Source organism: Gordonia insulae (assembly GCF_003855095.1).
GTDB lineage: Bacteria > Actinomycetota > Actinomycetes > Mycobacteriales > Mycobacteriaceae > Gordonia > Gordonia insulae.
In genome coordinates this window covers 3,112,631-3,128,897 of record NZ_CP033972.1, presented here as the reverse complement: position 1 = coordinate 3,128,897, position 16,267 = coordinate 3,112,631, and the positions used below count along the sequence as shown (strand labels likewise).

6 protein-coding genes and 1 pseudogene are annotated in these 16,267 nt (G+C 69.6%); 1 reads left to right on the top strand and 6 read right to left on the bottom strand.

The window, feature by feature from the left end:
• Nucleotides 1–29: 29 nt before the first annotated feature.
• The 5 genes and pseudogenes from D7316_RS14245 to D7316_RS14225 all read right to left on the bottom strand — a co-directional run.
• Complete coding sequence (locus tag D7316_RS14245) at nucleotides 30–1,328, bottom strand: lysine N(6)-hydroxylase/L-ornithine N(5)-oxygenase family protein (RefSeq protein WP_124708826.1); 1,299 nt, start codon at nucleotides 1,326–1,328, stop codon at nucleotides 30–32.
• Nucleotides 1,325–3,127: an ABC transporter ATP-binding protein gene (locus tag D7316_RS14240; protein ID WP_124708825.1), complete on the bottom strand. Its 1,803-nt coding sequence runs from the start codon at nucleotides 3,125–3,127 to the stop codon at nucleotides 1,325–1,327. The genes D7316_RS14245 and D7316_RS14240 overlap by 4 nt, the downstream gene beginning before the upstream one ends.
• Entirely contained in the window at nucleotides 3,124–4,713 is a 1,590-nt protein-coding gene (locus tag D7316_RS14235) for an ABC transporter transmembrane domain-containing protein (RefSeq protein ID WP_124708824.1), read from the bottom strand. The genes D7316_RS14240 and D7316_RS14235 overlap by 4 nt, the downstream gene beginning before the upstream one ends.
• Entirely contained in the window at nucleotides 4,710–10,814 is a 6,105-nt protein-coding gene (locus tag D7316_RS27465; protein WP_124708823.1) for an amino acid adenylation domain-containing protein, read from the bottom strand. Before D7316_RS27465 ends, D7316_RS14235 begins: the two co-directional genes overlap by 4 nt.
• A 146-nt stretch (nucleotides 10,815–10,960) precedes the next feature.
• Nucleotides 10,961–13,420: pseudogene (locus D7316_RS14225) on the bottom strand (AMP-binding protein); the annotation flags it as partial.
• Nucleotides 13,421–13,595: 175 nt separating this feature from the next.
• Here D7316_RS14225 and D7316_RS14220 point away from each other — a divergent pair.
• The gene (locus D7316_RS14220; protein WP_124708821.1) at nucleotides 13,596–14,531 is read left to right on the top strand and encodes a methionyl-tRNA formyltransferase; all 936 of its coding nucleotides are present in this window, start codon (nucleotides 13,596–13,598) and stop codon (nucleotides 14,529–14,531) included.
• A gap of 48 nt (nucleotides 14,532–14,579) precedes the next feature.
• On the opposite strand, the gene D7316_RS14215 is transcribed toward D7316_RS14220, so the two are convergent.
• On the bottom strand, nucleotides 14,580–16,253 hold the full coding sequence (locus D7316_RS14215; RefSeq protein ID WP_232016915.1) for a (2,3-dihydroxybenzoyl)adenylate synthase: 1,674 nt from the start codon (nucleotides 16,251–16,253) through the stop codon (nucleotides 14,580–14,582).
• Between the last annotated feature and the right edge of the window lie 14 nt (nucleotides 16,254–16,267).

Below are 16,267 nucleotides of genomic sequence, written 5' to 3'. Positions count from 1 at the left end.
TTCAGGGCGAAAGCCGTTGTGCAGGTCAGCTAGTCACGGGCCAGCGCGGCCGCACGATCCCGCGACACCGTGCGCACGATCTCACCCGTCCGGACGGCGACATTGGAGAGCAGCGACGACGAGATGCCGTGCGTGTGTTCGGTCCCACCCTGCAGGTAGATTCCGCCGGGCATCGGGCGATCGGTCTCGACGCGGTAGTCTCGCCTGACCCGCGGTCCGTCCGCGTCACTGATCACGCTGTCGGCGAGGCCACCGAGCGACGACGCCAGACCCATCTGGTGAAAACCGGTGGCGCAGACGACCGCATCGCACGTCAGTGATTCCGTGAGCCCGGTCGGACCGTGGGCCACGGTGACATCGACACCGGTCGTGCCCTCGGTGATCTCCGTGGCCTCGGATGCCCCGTGCATGAAGAGCCTGCGGTGCCCGGCGACTCGTTCCTCGTACTCGCGGGTGTAGAGCTCCTGGATCAGCGGCAGATCGACGGCGGAATAGTTCGTCGCGCGGTGGTACCCCAACAGGCGGCGCCGGAACTCCGGGGTCGATGTGTGGAAGTCGTCCACAGCGCTCGGGTCGAAGATGCGGTTGGCGTACGGACTGTCGTCGGCGGGGCTGTAGCCGTACTTGGCGAACACCGCATGGACCTCGGCGCCCGGATACGTCGAGTGGAGGTATTCGACCGTCTCCGCAGCGCTCTGTCCGGCGCCCAGCACCACGAAGCGGTTGTGCGTGACCGGTGGCGCGTCGGCGAGATGATCGAGGAGACGGTGATTGTGGAACACCCGCCGTGAGGCGGCCACACCGTCGGGTAGGCGCGCCGAGAGGCCGGTGGAGATCACCAGGTTGCGGGCCCGGAGCACCCCGGTGTGCTCGCCGTCGAGGTGGACGACGAAATGATCGTGCGCGGTCTCGACGTCGACCGCGGAGGTGCCGTACAGGACGTCGGCCTCCACGGAGTGCGCCGCCCAGGTCAGATAGTCGTGGAACTCGTGGCGGCTCGGGAAGAAGGTCTGGTGGTTGATGAAGTCGATCAGCCGGCCCCGGTGAGCCAGATAGCCGAGGAAGGTGAACCGGCTGTGCACGTTGCGCTGAGTGGCAAGATCTTTGAGGAACGAGATCTGCATCGTGGTGCGCGGCAACAGCATTCCCGGATGCCAGGCGAACTGGTCTTGACGCTCGACGAATCGCGCCGTGAGTGGTTCGGCCAGGCCTTCGTTGAGTTCCTCGAGCGCGATGGCCAGTCCGAGGTTGGATGGCCCGAAGCCGATGCCCCCGATGTCGACGATGTCATCTGGGGTGGCTGCGGTGGACGGTGCCGACTGGGTCATCGTGGGATCCTCTTGCTGGACGTGAATTGATGTTCGGGCTGATGGCGGGAACGGGGAACGCTCTGTGCTGGCGGTTCGGCACGCGACGCATGCCAGAGCCGGGCCAACTCACCTCCGGCGGTGATGAGTTCATCCGGAGGTCCGTATTCGGTGACGACACCGGCGGAGAGCACCGCGACGGTGTCCGCGGCGAGCGCCTGCGTCAGGCGGTGCGCGATGACGAGGGTGGTGCGGCCATCGGTGGCGGCCTCCGCGGCGCTGTCGAGGCCGGCTGCCTGGTCGCTGTCCGCCTCCGCGGTCGCCTCGTCGAGGACCGCGATGTCCGGGTCGGCGAGGACCAGGCGCGCCAAAGCCACCTGTTGGGCACGGGCGTCGCCCAGCCGGTGGCCGCCTTCGCCGACGACGGTGTCGATGCCCGATGGCAGCGCCCGCACCCAGTCGTCCGCACCGACCACGCGCAATGCCTCGAATGCCTGGGCGCGAGTGGCGTCAGGTGCGGCGAGCCGGAGGTCTTCGAGGAGGGGGCCCGCGAAGAGATGGACTTCCTGGCTCACGGTGAACACACGCGCGCCCGCGGGCGTCCGTATCGAGCCCCGATCGGCCCTCAACGACCCGTCGACGAGTCCCGCGACGGTGGATTTGCCTGCGCCGCTCGCTCCGACGAGCGCGAGTCGTGTGCCACGAACGATGTCGAGGTCGAGGCCGCGCAGGACAGGACGTTCCGGGGTGTATCCGAAGTGCACGTCCCGGAGGGAGACGCCGAGGGTGTCGTGCATCGGCGCGGCCGGCTCGCGGTGTCCCGGAGCGTCCGCCGGGCCGTGCCTCGGGGAGCGGATCACCCCGACGAGCCGGGTGAATCCCGCGCCCGCCAACTGCAATTCGGCCGAGCTGTAGAGGATCATGCCGATCGGGTTGAACAGACGATGGAACAGCAGCGCGGCAGCGGTGGTCGCGCCGACCGTGACCGCATCCGCGGAGACGAGGAGGAAGCCGACCGACAGGATGGCCGCGAGGCCGATGAACTCGGCCCGGTTGACCCGTCCCACCAGCCGGGTGAAGAGCGTGAAGACCGAGACCGCGAGGTCGCGGGTACCCGCGGAGGTCGACTCGATGCGTGCCAGTTCACGGTCGCGCAGTCCGTACGCCGCGACCGTGTCGCGGCTGCTGACCGACTCGACGATCGCCTGGGCGCGTTCGGCGGCGGCCGCGCGCTCGGCAGCGTAGACCGGCGACGAGCGGGGCACGTACCACCGCAGGGCCAGGATGTAGAAGGGAATGGCGGTGGCGCCGGCCAGGCCCAGACGCCAGTCGAGGCCGGCCATGGCGATCACGCTGACCACGGTCAGCGCGGCGGCGGTGACGACCGTCGGGACCACCGTGGTCACCGCCCGATTGATCACCGTGACATCGTTGTTCACCCGCGACAGCAGGTCGCCGCGCCCGGATGCCTCGAAGACGGCCCGCGGTAGGTGTAGCGCCGTGTCCACGGCGTCGGCCCGGAGTTCGGCGATCACGTCGGCCCCGAGCCGCGCCACGCTGTACATCGTCGCGCCTGCCGCCAGGCCGCCGATCGCCGCGGCGCCTGCGGCGACGATGGCGACCGGGATCAGCGACGAGGCGGTGGCATGGTCGGTCACCCGGTCCACCAGGATGCCCAGAGCGAGTACCGGGATCACCGCGCACACCGCTGTCACGACACAGAGGGCACTCACCGCGACGACCGTGGCGATCCGTGCACGCAGCGCGGCACGCAACCAGCGTGTGGTCTCTCGGCGATCGGCGACGGGCAGGGCGCTCATGATGCGGCCTCCGCGGATGTGGTCGGCAGCACGATGACCCGATCGGCCACCGCCAGCCATGCCGGGCTGGTGGTGATGATCGTCGTGGACCGCCCTATGCGTGCGCCGGTGTCGCGGTGGTGCCGATGGCGGTAGACGGCTTCCGCGATGACGCTTTCGGTCATCGCGTCCACGGCGGTCGTCGGGTCATGCAGGACAAGCGAACCCGGATCCCGGACGAGCGCGCGGGCGAGCGCGAGTCGCTGGCGTTGACCGCCCGAGAGGGACAGCCCACGGTCGGAGACCGGGGCGTCGAGTGCATCGCCGCCGGCCCCGAGGCCATCCAGGATGTCGAGGCTGCCCAAGGATTCCAGCAGCGTGACGAGGTCGTCCCGAGGTGGTGCGCCGTCGGGGTCGACGACCAGGTTGGACCAGATCGTGCCGGTGAACAGATCGGCAGCGTGGGGTTCGACGAGCACGTCGGGTCCGGCGCGCATGCCGGCGGCGAATGCGCGGGCGGCAGACGAATCCGGTGCGACGACTGCCACACACTCTCCGGGTCGCGGGGTGAACGACAGGTGGTCGTGGGTGGGATCCGAGGCCGTGCCGACCGGCGCCGCCCCCTCGGTGAGGGCAGCGATGCGCTCGGCCGAGGCGCGGGCCGTCGCGACGCGACCCGGCAGCATTGCGGTGATCGCGAGTGGCTCGGTGAGGAACTGGGCCACTCCGAGGATCGTGATCAGGGCGCCGACGCCGATCCGATCGGAGAGCGCGAACCAGCCGGCCACGGACGCGACGCCGACCGCGATCAGACCGGTGACGCCGGTCGCGGCCCCGAAGAAGGCGCCGTGCCCGATGGCGGAACGGCGCATCGCCAGGCGCGTCTGGTCATTGACCTCGCGATAGCGTTGGGACGCGACCTGGAGGGCGCCGATGCCGCGCAACGGGCGCATCCCGGCGACGAGATCGGTTGCCAGTGCCGTCGATCGGCCGATGTGATGTTGCTGGGCGCCGATGAGGCGAGTCGTGAACGGTCCGAGCAGCTGTACCACCGAGAGGACCAGCGGCACCGCGACCAACACGATGACACCGAGGGTGACGTCGATGCCGATCAGCACGGCCGCGCAGGCGATCAGCGCGACCACCGCCGAACCGGCTTGCGGCACATAGCGAAGCAGGTTGCCGGTCTCGTCCGCGTCCGAGTTGGCGATGCTCAGCATCTCGCCGTCGCGCAGACCGGGTCGGGTGAGCGGTGTCGCGTCGATGATGACCCGTGCGCACCGCATGCGCAGGCGGTGGGCCTCGCCCTGTGCCGCGGCCATGGCCTTCCGGGCGCCGTAGCGGTAGGCGATGGTCAAGGTGAGGAAGACCAGCGCCAGCACCGACAGCCAGCGCAGCAACGATGCGCCGTCGGCATGTGCGAGTGCGCGATCCACGGTGACGCCGATGAGGACCGGGACCGCCACCTCGCACAGCTGGTGCACGGAGAGCAAACCGGTCGCCGCGGTGAGGGCACGACGGTTGTCCCGGATGGTGCCCCGCAGGACCCGCGCGCCGCCTGATCTGCGGCCCGGGTGGGTCGGTGGGGTCGGGTCTTCTGGGCTCACGACGGCTGCCCGCCACGCGGGGCGTCCACCGGCGACCGCAGGTATGCGTCGACGGCGGGGCCGATGGTGGTCATCGCCGCGTAGGAGCACATCTCCCAGTGCGTGCACGCGACCCGCAGTTCGTCGATCCGTCCGTCGACATGAGCTGTCCAACTCGATCTGGCCGCCGATCCCGCGGTCCCGTCCGGGTCCGCGGTCACGAAGAGCGCATCCCCGTGGTAGACGGGCGGAACATGCCGGCGCAGGAGATGATCCGTGTGCGTGGCCGCGTCGATCAGATGATGGATCGTCTCCGGTTGCAGTCCGGGGGGCATGTCCTCGACATGTGCGAGGAGGTCCTCGACGGATGCGCGGGTGACCTCGGTCCGTCCGTCACCGAGCGCGGCGATCGGATGGTCCTCCAGGCCCAGTGCACTGACCAGATCGGTGAACCGCAGCCCGTTGTCACGGTCCCCCCGCGCGTCCGGTGTCACGCTGTCGAGCAAGGTCAGCGACGCCACGGTCTCACCCGCGGCGGCGATCTTCGCCGCGATCGAGTGGGCGATGACCCCGCCCAGTGACCACCCGAGCAGGTGTACGGGACCGTGCGGCACCACGGAGCGGATCTCACGGAGGTAGCGGTCGGCCAGATCGTCGATGGTGGAGTAGGCGATCAACGGGTCGTCATCGGCGATCCCGGGGATCTGCAGTCCGTAGAGGGGGCGGTCGGAATCGAGGTGACGGAGCAGACCGGCGTAGCCCCAGGACAATCCGATGGCCGGATGGACACAGAACAGCGGCGTGCCCGTGCCCGACGGCCGGATCGGCAGCAGCACACCGAGCACGGCTTCGTCGGCCACCGGATCCGGGTCGTCGAGTCGGCGGGCGAGCGCGCGGGGCGTGGCCTCGTCGAGCACGGCGGAGATCGGCACGGTGGCACCTGTGCGGTCGCGGAGCCGAGCGACCATCGCGAACGCAGACAACGAGTCACCGCCCAGCAGGAAGAAGTCGTCGAGGACGCCCACGCGCTCGACACCCAGTTGGTGGGCGAACTCGTCGGCGACGATCTCTTCGGTCGGGTTCGACGGTGGCTCATACGCATTCGTCGAGGTGAGATCGGGGACCGGTAGGGCGCGTTCGTCGACCTTCCCCGACGGCGTGGTGGGGATCGCGTCCAGCACGACGATCGTGGTCGGGACCATGTGCCGGGGAAGGGATCTGCGTACGGACCCGAGAATCTCTGCCGGCAGCGGATCAGCCGTGGCCTCGGCCACGACGTATCCGACCAGCACGGTCTGGTTCCGCGGGCCCGGCCGTCCGGCGGTGACGGCCTGGCGCACCCCGGGCTGGCGGAGCAGGACGGCATCGATCTCGCCCAGTTCGATGCGATGGCCCCGGATCTTGACCTGACGGTCCGAGCGGCCCAGGTACAACAGGGAGTCGTCGTCGGCGAGGGCGACGAGGTCACCGGTCCGGTACATGCGGTCGCCCGCCCGCCCGAACGGGTTCGCGAGGAACCGGTCCGCGGTCAGCCCGGGCTGTCCGTGATAGCCGCGCGCCAGCCCGGGTCCACCCAGGTAGAGCTCGCCGGCCACCCCGCGCGCGACCGGTCGCAGCGCGGAGTCGAGGACGATTGCGTCGAAACCCCGAACGGGCCGACCGATCGGCACAGGGGCGCCCGGCTGCAGCATCTGCGGGTCGAGCGCCGCGACGGTCGCGATGTCGGTGGCCTCGGTGGGTCCGTAACCGTTGCGCATGGTGCGCCCGGTTGCCCAGCGGGACACCAGCTCTCGTCCGATGGCCTCGCCGCCGACACCGAGTACTCGAAGTCCCGGCAGGCCGTCGGGGTCGACGGCGGACAAGGCAGTCGGCGTGAGGAGGGCATGCGAAACATCCTCCTGCCGGGCCAGTTCGGCGAGTTGCGTTGGCCCGGCGGCCGGGTCACTGATGACCAACGTCGCGGAGGCCGACAGCGCGGCGAGCTGCTCACCCACCGACATGTCGAAGCTCGGCGAGGTGTTGTGCAGGAACCGCGAATCATGGTCGACGAGATAGGTGTTCCGCCGTTCGCCGACGAGGTTGGCGAGGCCACGATGGGTCACCACGACGCCCTTCGGGCGCCCGGTGGAGCCCGAGGTGTAGATCATGTACGCCGGATGATCGAGGTTCTCGGCGACCTCGGTGGGTCGCGTGCCGTCCGAAGGCGCCGCGGCCTCCTCGCCGACGATCTCGTCGAGCACCAGCCAGTCGACCGTGTCGGGTAGGTGCGGACGCGTTGCCCGGTCGGTGATTCCCACACGTGCTCCGGAGTCATCGAGCAACAGGGTGATCCGGTCATCCGGATAGGCGGGGTCGACGGGGACGAAGGCGGCACCGGTCTTGGCCACCGCCCACACCGATCGGACGGAGTCGGCCGAGCGGGACAGCGCGATGGCCACGAACTCCTCGGCCCGGGCGCCGACTGCCGACAATGCCGTGGCCACCCGGTCCGACCACCGGTCGGCCTCGGCGTAGGTGATCGAGCGACCCGACCAGCGCAGGGCGACACCGTCCGGGCGAGCGTCGACGGCCTGCCGGATGATCTGTCGCAGGGTCAGTTCGGGTTCGGCGGGCAGCCCGCGCAGCGGCACCGTCCGCGCCCGCTCGGAGGCGGTCAGGATCGGCAGCGCCCCGACCGTGACGGACGGATCGGCGCATACCGTGCGGAGCATCGCATCGAGGCGTTCGGTGACGGCGGCGAGGTTTGCGGCATCCACCGCGCGCGGTTGCGAGGTGACGACGAGCCGCGGATGAGGCTGCATCTCGACGGTCAGCGTGAGCGGATAGTGGGTCGCCTCCGTGATTGTCACGTCGGTGACCCGGACGCCGTCGACGTCATTGGCTGCGGCCAGGGCCTCGGTGTCGACGGGATAGGACTCGAAGACGACCAGGGTGTCGAACCCGGCGCCCGGTCCGGCGGCGTCGGTGATCTCCGCGAGACCGAGGTGGTGGTGGTCGAGGAGGGACGCCTGCCGGTCCTGGAGCCGTTGCCAGACAGCGGAAACCGGGTCGCCTGCCTGTGCCCGCACCCGGATCGGCACGGTGTTGATGAACAGTCCCACCGTCTCGCCCGCATCATCGAGGTCGGCGGGTCGGCCGGACACGGTCGCGCCGAATGTGACGTCGATGCCGCCGTGCTGCGCCTCGTCGGCCGGTGTCAGGCGGCCGACGAGCATCGCCCACAGTGCCTGGACGACGATGTTCGCGGTGACACCGTGCTCGGTGGCGAGCCGCGTCACCTGCTCCCAGCGCTCGGTGCCGAGGTCGAGTCCGACGCGTTCGGGGGTCCCGGCGCCCGCCGCGTCCGGCGCGATCAGCGTCGGTTGGGTCCGGTCGGCGAACTCGTCAGCCCATGCCGATCGCGCGGCGTCGCGGTCACGGTCGGCGAGCCAGACCAAGAAGTCGCGGTAACTCGGGGCGGCGGGTAGCACCGCGTCCAGGCCGTGCGTGGCGTAGAGGGTGAGGAGGTCTCGGAGCAGCAGCGGCATGGACCAGCCGTCGACGACGATGTGATGCACCGTGACGATCAACGCGAACGATTCGGACTCCGTCCGCACCAGCCCGAATCGCAGGAGCGGTGCGCGATCCAGGGTGAAGGGCTGGGCGCGTTGACGTTTCCGGATCTCGTCGAGCAACTCGGCGCGTCGGTCCGGATCGGCGCCGGTGAGGTCCTCCGTATACCAGCCCGGATCGGCGCCGCCGGTCAGCAGCGCGACCAGGTCGCCGCTCTCCGTGGTCGTGAAAGCGCTGCGAAGCGCCGGGTGCCGGGCGACGACGGCGCGCGCCGCGGTGTGCAGGCGCACGGTGTCGAGCGGCCCGTCGAGGGTGATGGTCGCCTGCGAGACGTAGACGTCCGACGCGGCCAGTCCCGCGTCTGGTCCGGTGGACAGGGCGGCGTGGAAGGCGAAGCCCTGCTGCAGCGGGGCACTGGGCCAGACGTCGGTCAGGTTCGGGTAATGCACCGCCCATCGATCCAGATCCTGCTGGCTGACGACGGCGGGCGCGACATCCGACGGTGTCCAGCCGTGGGCGCCCTGACGAACCGCGTCGGCGAGCACGGTCAGGATCTGCTCCCAACGTGCGAGCACCGCTGTGACAGTCGGCTCGTCGATGATGCGCGCGACGTGGTCGACGGTGGCAGTGAGTCGGAGATCGGCCGGGACCGAACCGGTCACGATGGCGTTGATGTCCAGCGGCGAGCCGGCCGGCATGTCGACGTCCGGCGTCACCGGGACCCGACCGACCTCATCGGTGGGCAGCCACCCGAGGCCGGCGAACTCGGCGGGCACGGCGTCCGCGGAGATCCGGCCGAGGTAGTTGAGGCTCACCGTCGGCGCGACGTCACCGATGCCTACGCCTTCGGCGCGATCGTTGGCCCCCGGATCGTTGGCCCCCGGATCGTTGGTGAGGTATCGGATGATCCCGTAACCCGCTCCACGCGAGGGTAACCCGCGGATCAGCTCCTTCACGTACTTGACCGCGTCGGCCACCGTGGCGCCATCCGGGACGGTGCCCGGCTCCACCCCGAGTCGGTGCCGGTCGACGGGAACCGGGAAGGCGGTGGTGAACCACCCGACCGTGCGCGCGAGGTCGGCGCCGGGTACCAGCGACTCCTCGCGTCCGTGGCCCTCGAGCTGGATCACCATGGCATCCGGGGTGGCGCGCGGCGTGGCCGCCAGGGCCATCGCGAGCGTCGCGGCGAGGACATCCTCGGCGTTGGCGCGGAAAGCGTTGGGAATCGAATCGACCACTGCCCGGGTGAGTTCGGGCTCCAGCCGGAAGTCGCGCCGGACGAGGCCCCGGGCGGTGTCCAGCAAGGGATCGATCTGCCACGCCGGATCCGGCTCGACGTCACCGAGTGTCGTCGTCCAGTACTCGATGTCGGTCCGGGCGAGATCGGTGGCGTGCTCGGCGAGTCCGTGTGCCCAGCGGCGCAGCGAGGTGCCCACGGGCTCCAGGGCCGGGGACGTGCCCGCGCCGACGGCGGTCCAGGCGGTGATCAGATCGGGGATCAGGATGCGCCACGAGACACCGTCGACGGCCAGGTGATGGACGACCATGATCAGCAGGTCTGCGTCGGATTCCCGATGGAGCCAGACGAATCGGGCCATGATCCCGGCACGGGGATCCAGGCGGCCCAGTGCGTCGTCGAGCGACGTGCGAGCGACCTCGCCGAGGTCGGCGCCCGGCGTGACGTCGACCCGACTGATCAGCGAATCGACCGGAACCGCGGTCTCGGGCTCGACACTGAGCATCGAGTCACGATCGACGAGTCGGGCGCGGAGCGCATCGTGGTGTCCGACGACCGCCGCGAGTGTCGCGACGATGCCGTCATGGTCGATCCCGGCGGGCAGGCGAAGGACGAGATGCTGCGCATAGCGGTCGATCCGGCCCGGTCGCTCGACGAGCCAGCGCATGATCGGGGTCAACGGCATCCGCCCGGTTCCGCCGCCCGGCAGTTCGTCCAGCGTCGGGACCGCGTCGTGCGACACCGCGACGCGGGCGAGCGCCGCGACCGTCTTCCGCTCGAACACGTCGCGCGGTGTGAGGTGCAGGCCACGCGATCGGGCTCGCGACACGAGTCCGATCGCACCGATGCTGTCGCCGCCGAGCATGAAGAACGAGTCGTCGGCGCCCACCCGGCCGGCGCCCAGAACCTCCTCGAAAACTGCTGCGAGAGTGCGCTCCTCGGATGTGATGGGTGCGCGGTAGGGCTTCTCGGCGGCGAACACGGGCTCCGGAAGCCGCGATGCGTCGAGCTTGCCGTTGGGTGTCACCGGCAGATCCTCCAGGACGACGAAGGCGTCCGGTACGAGTCCGGCGGGCAGGCGTTGGTCGCACCAGGTGCGCACGGCCTCGGTGTCGATCGCGGTCCCCGGGTCGGCGACGAGGTAGGCGACCAACCGCGGGCCGGCCGGGGTGTCACGCACGGCGGCGACGACATGCCGCACGTCCGGGCCGGACACGACGACGGCTTCGACCTCGCCGAGTTCGATACGGCGGCCGCGGATCTTGACCTGGTTGTCCGAGCGGCCGTGGTACTCGAGCACTGGTGCGTCGGGCTCGCCGGGCCGCCAGGACACCACGTCACCCGTGCGGTACATCCGGCCGCCGGGCCGGAACGGGTCGGCGACGAAGCGCGCCGCGGTGAGGCCGCGCAGTCCGTGGTACCCCGCGCGAGTCCGGGTCCGGCGAGGTAGAGCTCGCCGCGCACGCCGCAGGGAACGGGACGGAGGCGGGAGTCGAGCACGACGACCGCGAAATCGTGGACAGGGCCGCCGATCGTGATCGGTCCGTCGGTGGTCAGCGCGGACACGGTGGCGATGTCGGTGGCCTCGGTGGGGCCGTACCCGTTACGCATGGCGCGGCCGGGTGCCCACCGGCGGACGAGTTCGGCGGTGACCGCCTCGCCGCCGACGCCCAGCAGTTCCAGCGCGGTGAACCGTTCGGGGTCCATCGTCGAGAGGACGGTCGGTGTGAGCAGAGCATGCGTCACCCCGGCGCGCACCATGACGTCGGTGAGCTCGTCCGCGGCCAGTCCGGGTGCCGACACGACGAGGGTCGCCGACGCCGACAGCGCGGAGATCTGTTCTCCCACGGCCATGTCGAAGCTGGGCGAGGTGTTGTGCAGGAACCGTGAATCGGTACCGACGTGGTAGTTGCGACGACGTTCGGCGGCGAGTGCGGTCAACCCGCGGTGCGTCACCACGACGCCCTTGGGGGTACCCGTGGAACCGGAGGTGTAGATCATGTACGCGGCATCATCGAGATGTGCTGTCCGCCCCCGTGTTCCATCGTGGTCGCCGTCGGAGTCCGAGTCGTCGGCCGGGTGCGCGACGTCATCGAGGATCACCCAGTCGACGTCGTCGGGCAGACGGTCACGCAGCGCGCGGGTGGTGATCCCGATCGCAGCCCCGCTGTCGGACAGGAGGTGACGGATCCGTTCGGCCGGATACTCCGGGTCCACCGGGACGAACGCGGCGCCGGACCGCGCGACCGCCCACACCGATCGGACCGAATCGAGCGACCGTTCGACCGCGATCGCGACGAATCGGCCTGGCCCGGCACCGCGTTCGGCCAACAGGCGGCCGACGCCCGAGGCCCATCGGCTCGCGTCTCGGTACGTGACGGCACCGCGTTCGGCGTCCCGGTCGTGAAAGGTGATGGCGATCTGGTCGGGTGCCCGATCGATCGCGTCGTCGATGATCTCGGCGAGGGTGCGGGGCGACGGCGCGGCCGGTCCGCGAGCGGGGACGAGGGTGGCGTGCTCGACGGCGGTGAGTGTGTCGACCGAGAGCACGCGACGTGCCGGGTCGGCGTCGGCGAAGGCCTCGAGGACGCGGATCAGCCGATCGTGATGCCGGCCGAGCGTGTCGGCGTCGTAGAGATGGTGGTTCGCCAGGATGTCGATGCGGGTGCCGTCGGCGCCGGGGTACAGGTTGACCATCATGTCGGCGATCGGTCCGGAGGTCAGCACATTGAAATGTCCTGCAACGGAGCCCAACTCGAGATCGGTGGGAAAGTTCATCACGTTGATGGTCGGACCGTAGAGGCCGCCGAGCTCGACGCCGGTGGTCGCGTGGGTCGGGTCCGCGGCGGCGAGGTCGGCCCGGAGGTCCTCGCTGCGGTAGCGCTGGTGACGGAGGGCGCCGGTCAGCTCGAGCCCGGTTGCCGTCACCAGCTCGCCGATCGTGGTGTCGGGCCCGACCTGCATCCGGATGGGCACCACGTTGGACACCATGCCCGCGGCCTTGCGGAGCACCGCGTTGGTCCGGCCGGTCACCGGCAGGCTCAACACCACGTCGGAGGTGTCGGTCGCGATGGCGAAATATGCGGCCACCGCGGCGATGGTCACGGCGGCGTCGATGCTGCCGTAGCTTTCGGCCGCGGCGGTGAGCCTGCGGGACAGCTCGCGCGGCAGGGACCCGCCCCCACGCAGCGGGGTCACGTCGGGCGGGCCCGCCACGCCGGCCGGAGACAGTGGTGCCGGCAGGTCGGCAGCCTTGCCCATCCAGTACTCACGGTCGGTGCGGAAGCGTTTGGAGTCCCGGTAGTCGTTCTCGGCGGTGACGAGTTCGTCGAGACGCGACGCCACGTAGCTGTCGGCGCCGGCACTGCCGGCGAGCTCCGCGCTGTACAGCTCGGCGGCGCGATTCATGAAGCGGATCGCACCGTATCCGTCGACGACGAGGTGGTGAATGCAGGAGTACCAGTAGTAGTGCCGCTCGCCGAGGCGGAGCACGGCGCCGCGAATGAGTCGATCCGACAGCAGGTCGAAGCCGGCGGTGTAGTCGGCCGTCATCCAGTCGAGTGCGGCCGCGGCGGGATCCTCGCGATCGCTCACGTCGACGACCGGGAAGACGTCATCGGCGGAACGGTCCACCACCTGGTGCGGGACACCATCGATCTCGATGATGCGGACCAGGCATTCGACCTCGGTGAGTCCGCGGCGGCAGACGCGGTCGAGGAGGTCGATGTCGAGGTCGCCGTGGAGTTCCACGAACGTGGCGATGACGATCGGGGTGTCCGGGATGAGTTGCTGCGCGAACCAGAGGCCGCGCTGCGCGGTGGTGAGCGGCAGGGTGGTGCCGGGCGGGACGGTGGCGGCGCCCGCCCCGTCGGACGGCTGGTGTCCGATGTGGAGCGGATCATCGGTTGTTCGACTGTTCAAGGAGAACCTCACGGACATGTCAATTGGTCGCTTGAACGAACCCTGGGTCATGAGGTTACGCTTGCCTCAGTTATTGAAATGAACCGTCCGCACGCTGTCAAACTCTGGCCACGTCGGTGGGCTCGACGACACGAATGGATGCGGTGACTCAGATGGATGCGGTGACACCCGGCGGTGCCCGAGGAGGTTCGACATGCGGATCGTGACGTTCGGCTATCAGACGTGGGGTCATCGCACCCTGCGGTCATTGATCGACTCGAGCCACGACGTCGTGCTCGCGGTGACCCACCCGCCGAGCGAACACGCCTACGAGATGATCTGGTCGGACTCCGTCGAAGAGCTGGCCCGGGAGCACGGTATCCCGGTTCATCTCGCCCAGCGGCCCGACAACGAGCTGATCGATCGGGTCAAACAACTCGAGCCCGACATCATCGTGGCGAACAACTGGCGCACCTGGCTGCCGCGCGAACTGTTCGACCTGCCGCGGCACGGCACGCTGAACCTGCACGATTCGCTGCTGCCGAAGTTCACCGGCTTCTCGCCGGTCATCTGGGCCGTCATCAGCGGGCAGTCCGAGGTCGGGCTCACCGCACACCGCATGGACGACGGTCTCGACACCGGGGACATCGTGCTGCAGCGCTCGGTCCCGATCACGCCGACGTCGACCGCGACCGAACTCGTCCAGGCGACGATCGACCTGATCCCGGGTGTGCTGATCGACGCGCTCGACCAGATCGAGGCGGGTACAGCGGTGTGGACGCCGCAGCGGCTGGAGGATCGGACCTTCTTCCACAAACGGTCCGAGATCGACTCGCAGATCGACTGGAACTGGCCCGCCGACCAGATCGAGCGGCTGGTACGCGCCCAGTCCGATCCGTACCCCAACGCGTACACCCACTTTCGGGGTCGGCGATTGAGGATCACCAAGGCCTCGGTGTCGGAGTGTGTCTACGGCGGCACGCCGGGCCGGGTGTTCATCCACGAGGGCGACGGAATGGTGATCGTCGCCGGGGCGGACGCTCATCTGGGGCGCAATCGCGGCGTCGTGATCGAACGGCTCCGCACCGACGACGGCGTCGAGCACGCGGGCAAGGAGTTCTTCCCGCAGGGTGGCGGCTACCTCGGGTGAGGGTGGCCGCCCACGCCGGCGTGGGCGCTGATCGAGCTCGACGTGGCGTCAGGAGCTCTTTGTCAGGGACTCCCTCAGTGCCGCCTTGTCGATCTTGCCGACCGCGGTGACCGGCAGACTGCTCGCGACGGTGATCATGTCCGGCAGCTTGAACGACGCGAGACCGCGGTCGGTGAGGAAGTCGCGGACCGCGCGCAGGTCCAGCGTCTGCCCGCACGGGTGCTCGTGGCTCAACACCACGACGGCGCAGATCTTTTCGCCGAGCGATTCGTCGGGCAACCCGATCACCGCCGCCTGCCGAATCGATCTGTGCGCCAGCAGATTCTCTTCCACGTCGTCGGCCGCCACGTTCTCACCCGCGCGTACCACGGTGTCCTTGATCCGCCCGGTCACGGCCAGATGGCCCGACGGCAGACGGCGGACCTTGTCTCCGGATCGGTAGTAGCCGTCGTCGGTGAAGGACCGGAGGTTGTGCTCGTCGGCCCGGTAGTAGCCGCGGATCGTGTACGGGCCGCGCACCAGCAGTTCGCCCTCGGTGCCATCGGGGACGTCGTGGCCGTCCTCGTCGACGACCCGGATCTCGTCATACCGGGACATCGGGGCGCCCTGCACGGTGTGGACCAGCTCGCGCGGGTCGTCGAGGCGGGTGTAGCAGATCAGTCCCTCGGCCATCCCGAACACCTGTTGCACGACGTCGCCGAGTGCGGCGTCGAGGGCCACCGCATCCGGTTCGGCCAACTTGGCGCCACCGACCTGCAGGAGTCGCAGCGAACTGATGTCGGCAGGCTCCCACTCGGTGGCCGCACACCAGACCTGGGCGAGGGCCGGCACCAACGCGGTGACGGTGACCCCGTATCGCTCGATGAGATCAAAGGTGTTGTCCGGACTGGGATCGTCGGTGAACACGACGTGTCCGCCGACCGTCATCATCCCGAGGATCCCGGGACAGCAGAGCGGAAAGTTGTGTGCGCCCGGCAGTGCGACGAGATAGGTGTCGGCCGCGGAGAGTTCGGCCACCTCGGCCGATCGCCGCGCGTTGTAGGCGTAGTCGTTGTGAGTGCGTGCGATGAGTTTGGGCAGTCCGGTCGTCCCGCCGGAGATGAGGAACAGGGCCGGACCGTCGGGGTCGATCTCGGACGGGTCCGGGAGTGCCACCTCCGCGGGATCGGCGTCGGGGAGTGCCGTGAACGGGCCGGGGTCGCCGTCGACGAAAACCGTGTGCACCGTGTCGACCCGCGCGCACAGTTCGGCTGCCAGTTCTCGGTGGTCGTAACCGCGGCGACCGTCCTCGGTGGCATAGGCGACGGCGCCCGACCCGGCCGCGAGGTGGACGATCTCCGCGCTGCGGTGCGCCGGCAACGTCATCACCGGGACCACACCGGCGCGCAACAGGCCGAAAAGGGTGACCACGAACGCGGCCGAGTTGTGCTGCTGCAGGATCACCCGGTCACCGGGGCGCAATCCCGCTTCGGCGAAACCCGCGGCCCGGCGAAGGGCCGCGGTGTGCAGTTCGGCGTAGGTGAAGGTGCGCGGTCCGTCGAGCGACGCATCGGTGACGGCGTCCGCACCGGCACGGTCGGCGGCGGCACGTTCGAGCAGATGCCACAGCGGCCGTTCGGTGAAGATCCGGGACTCCCGATACCGTTCGGCGGCGTCCGGCGGGTGCGGCGCGAATCCGTCGGTGAGGTCGGAACCGTCTGCGTCAGGAATGGATCGATGCACGGTGATTTAGGTTA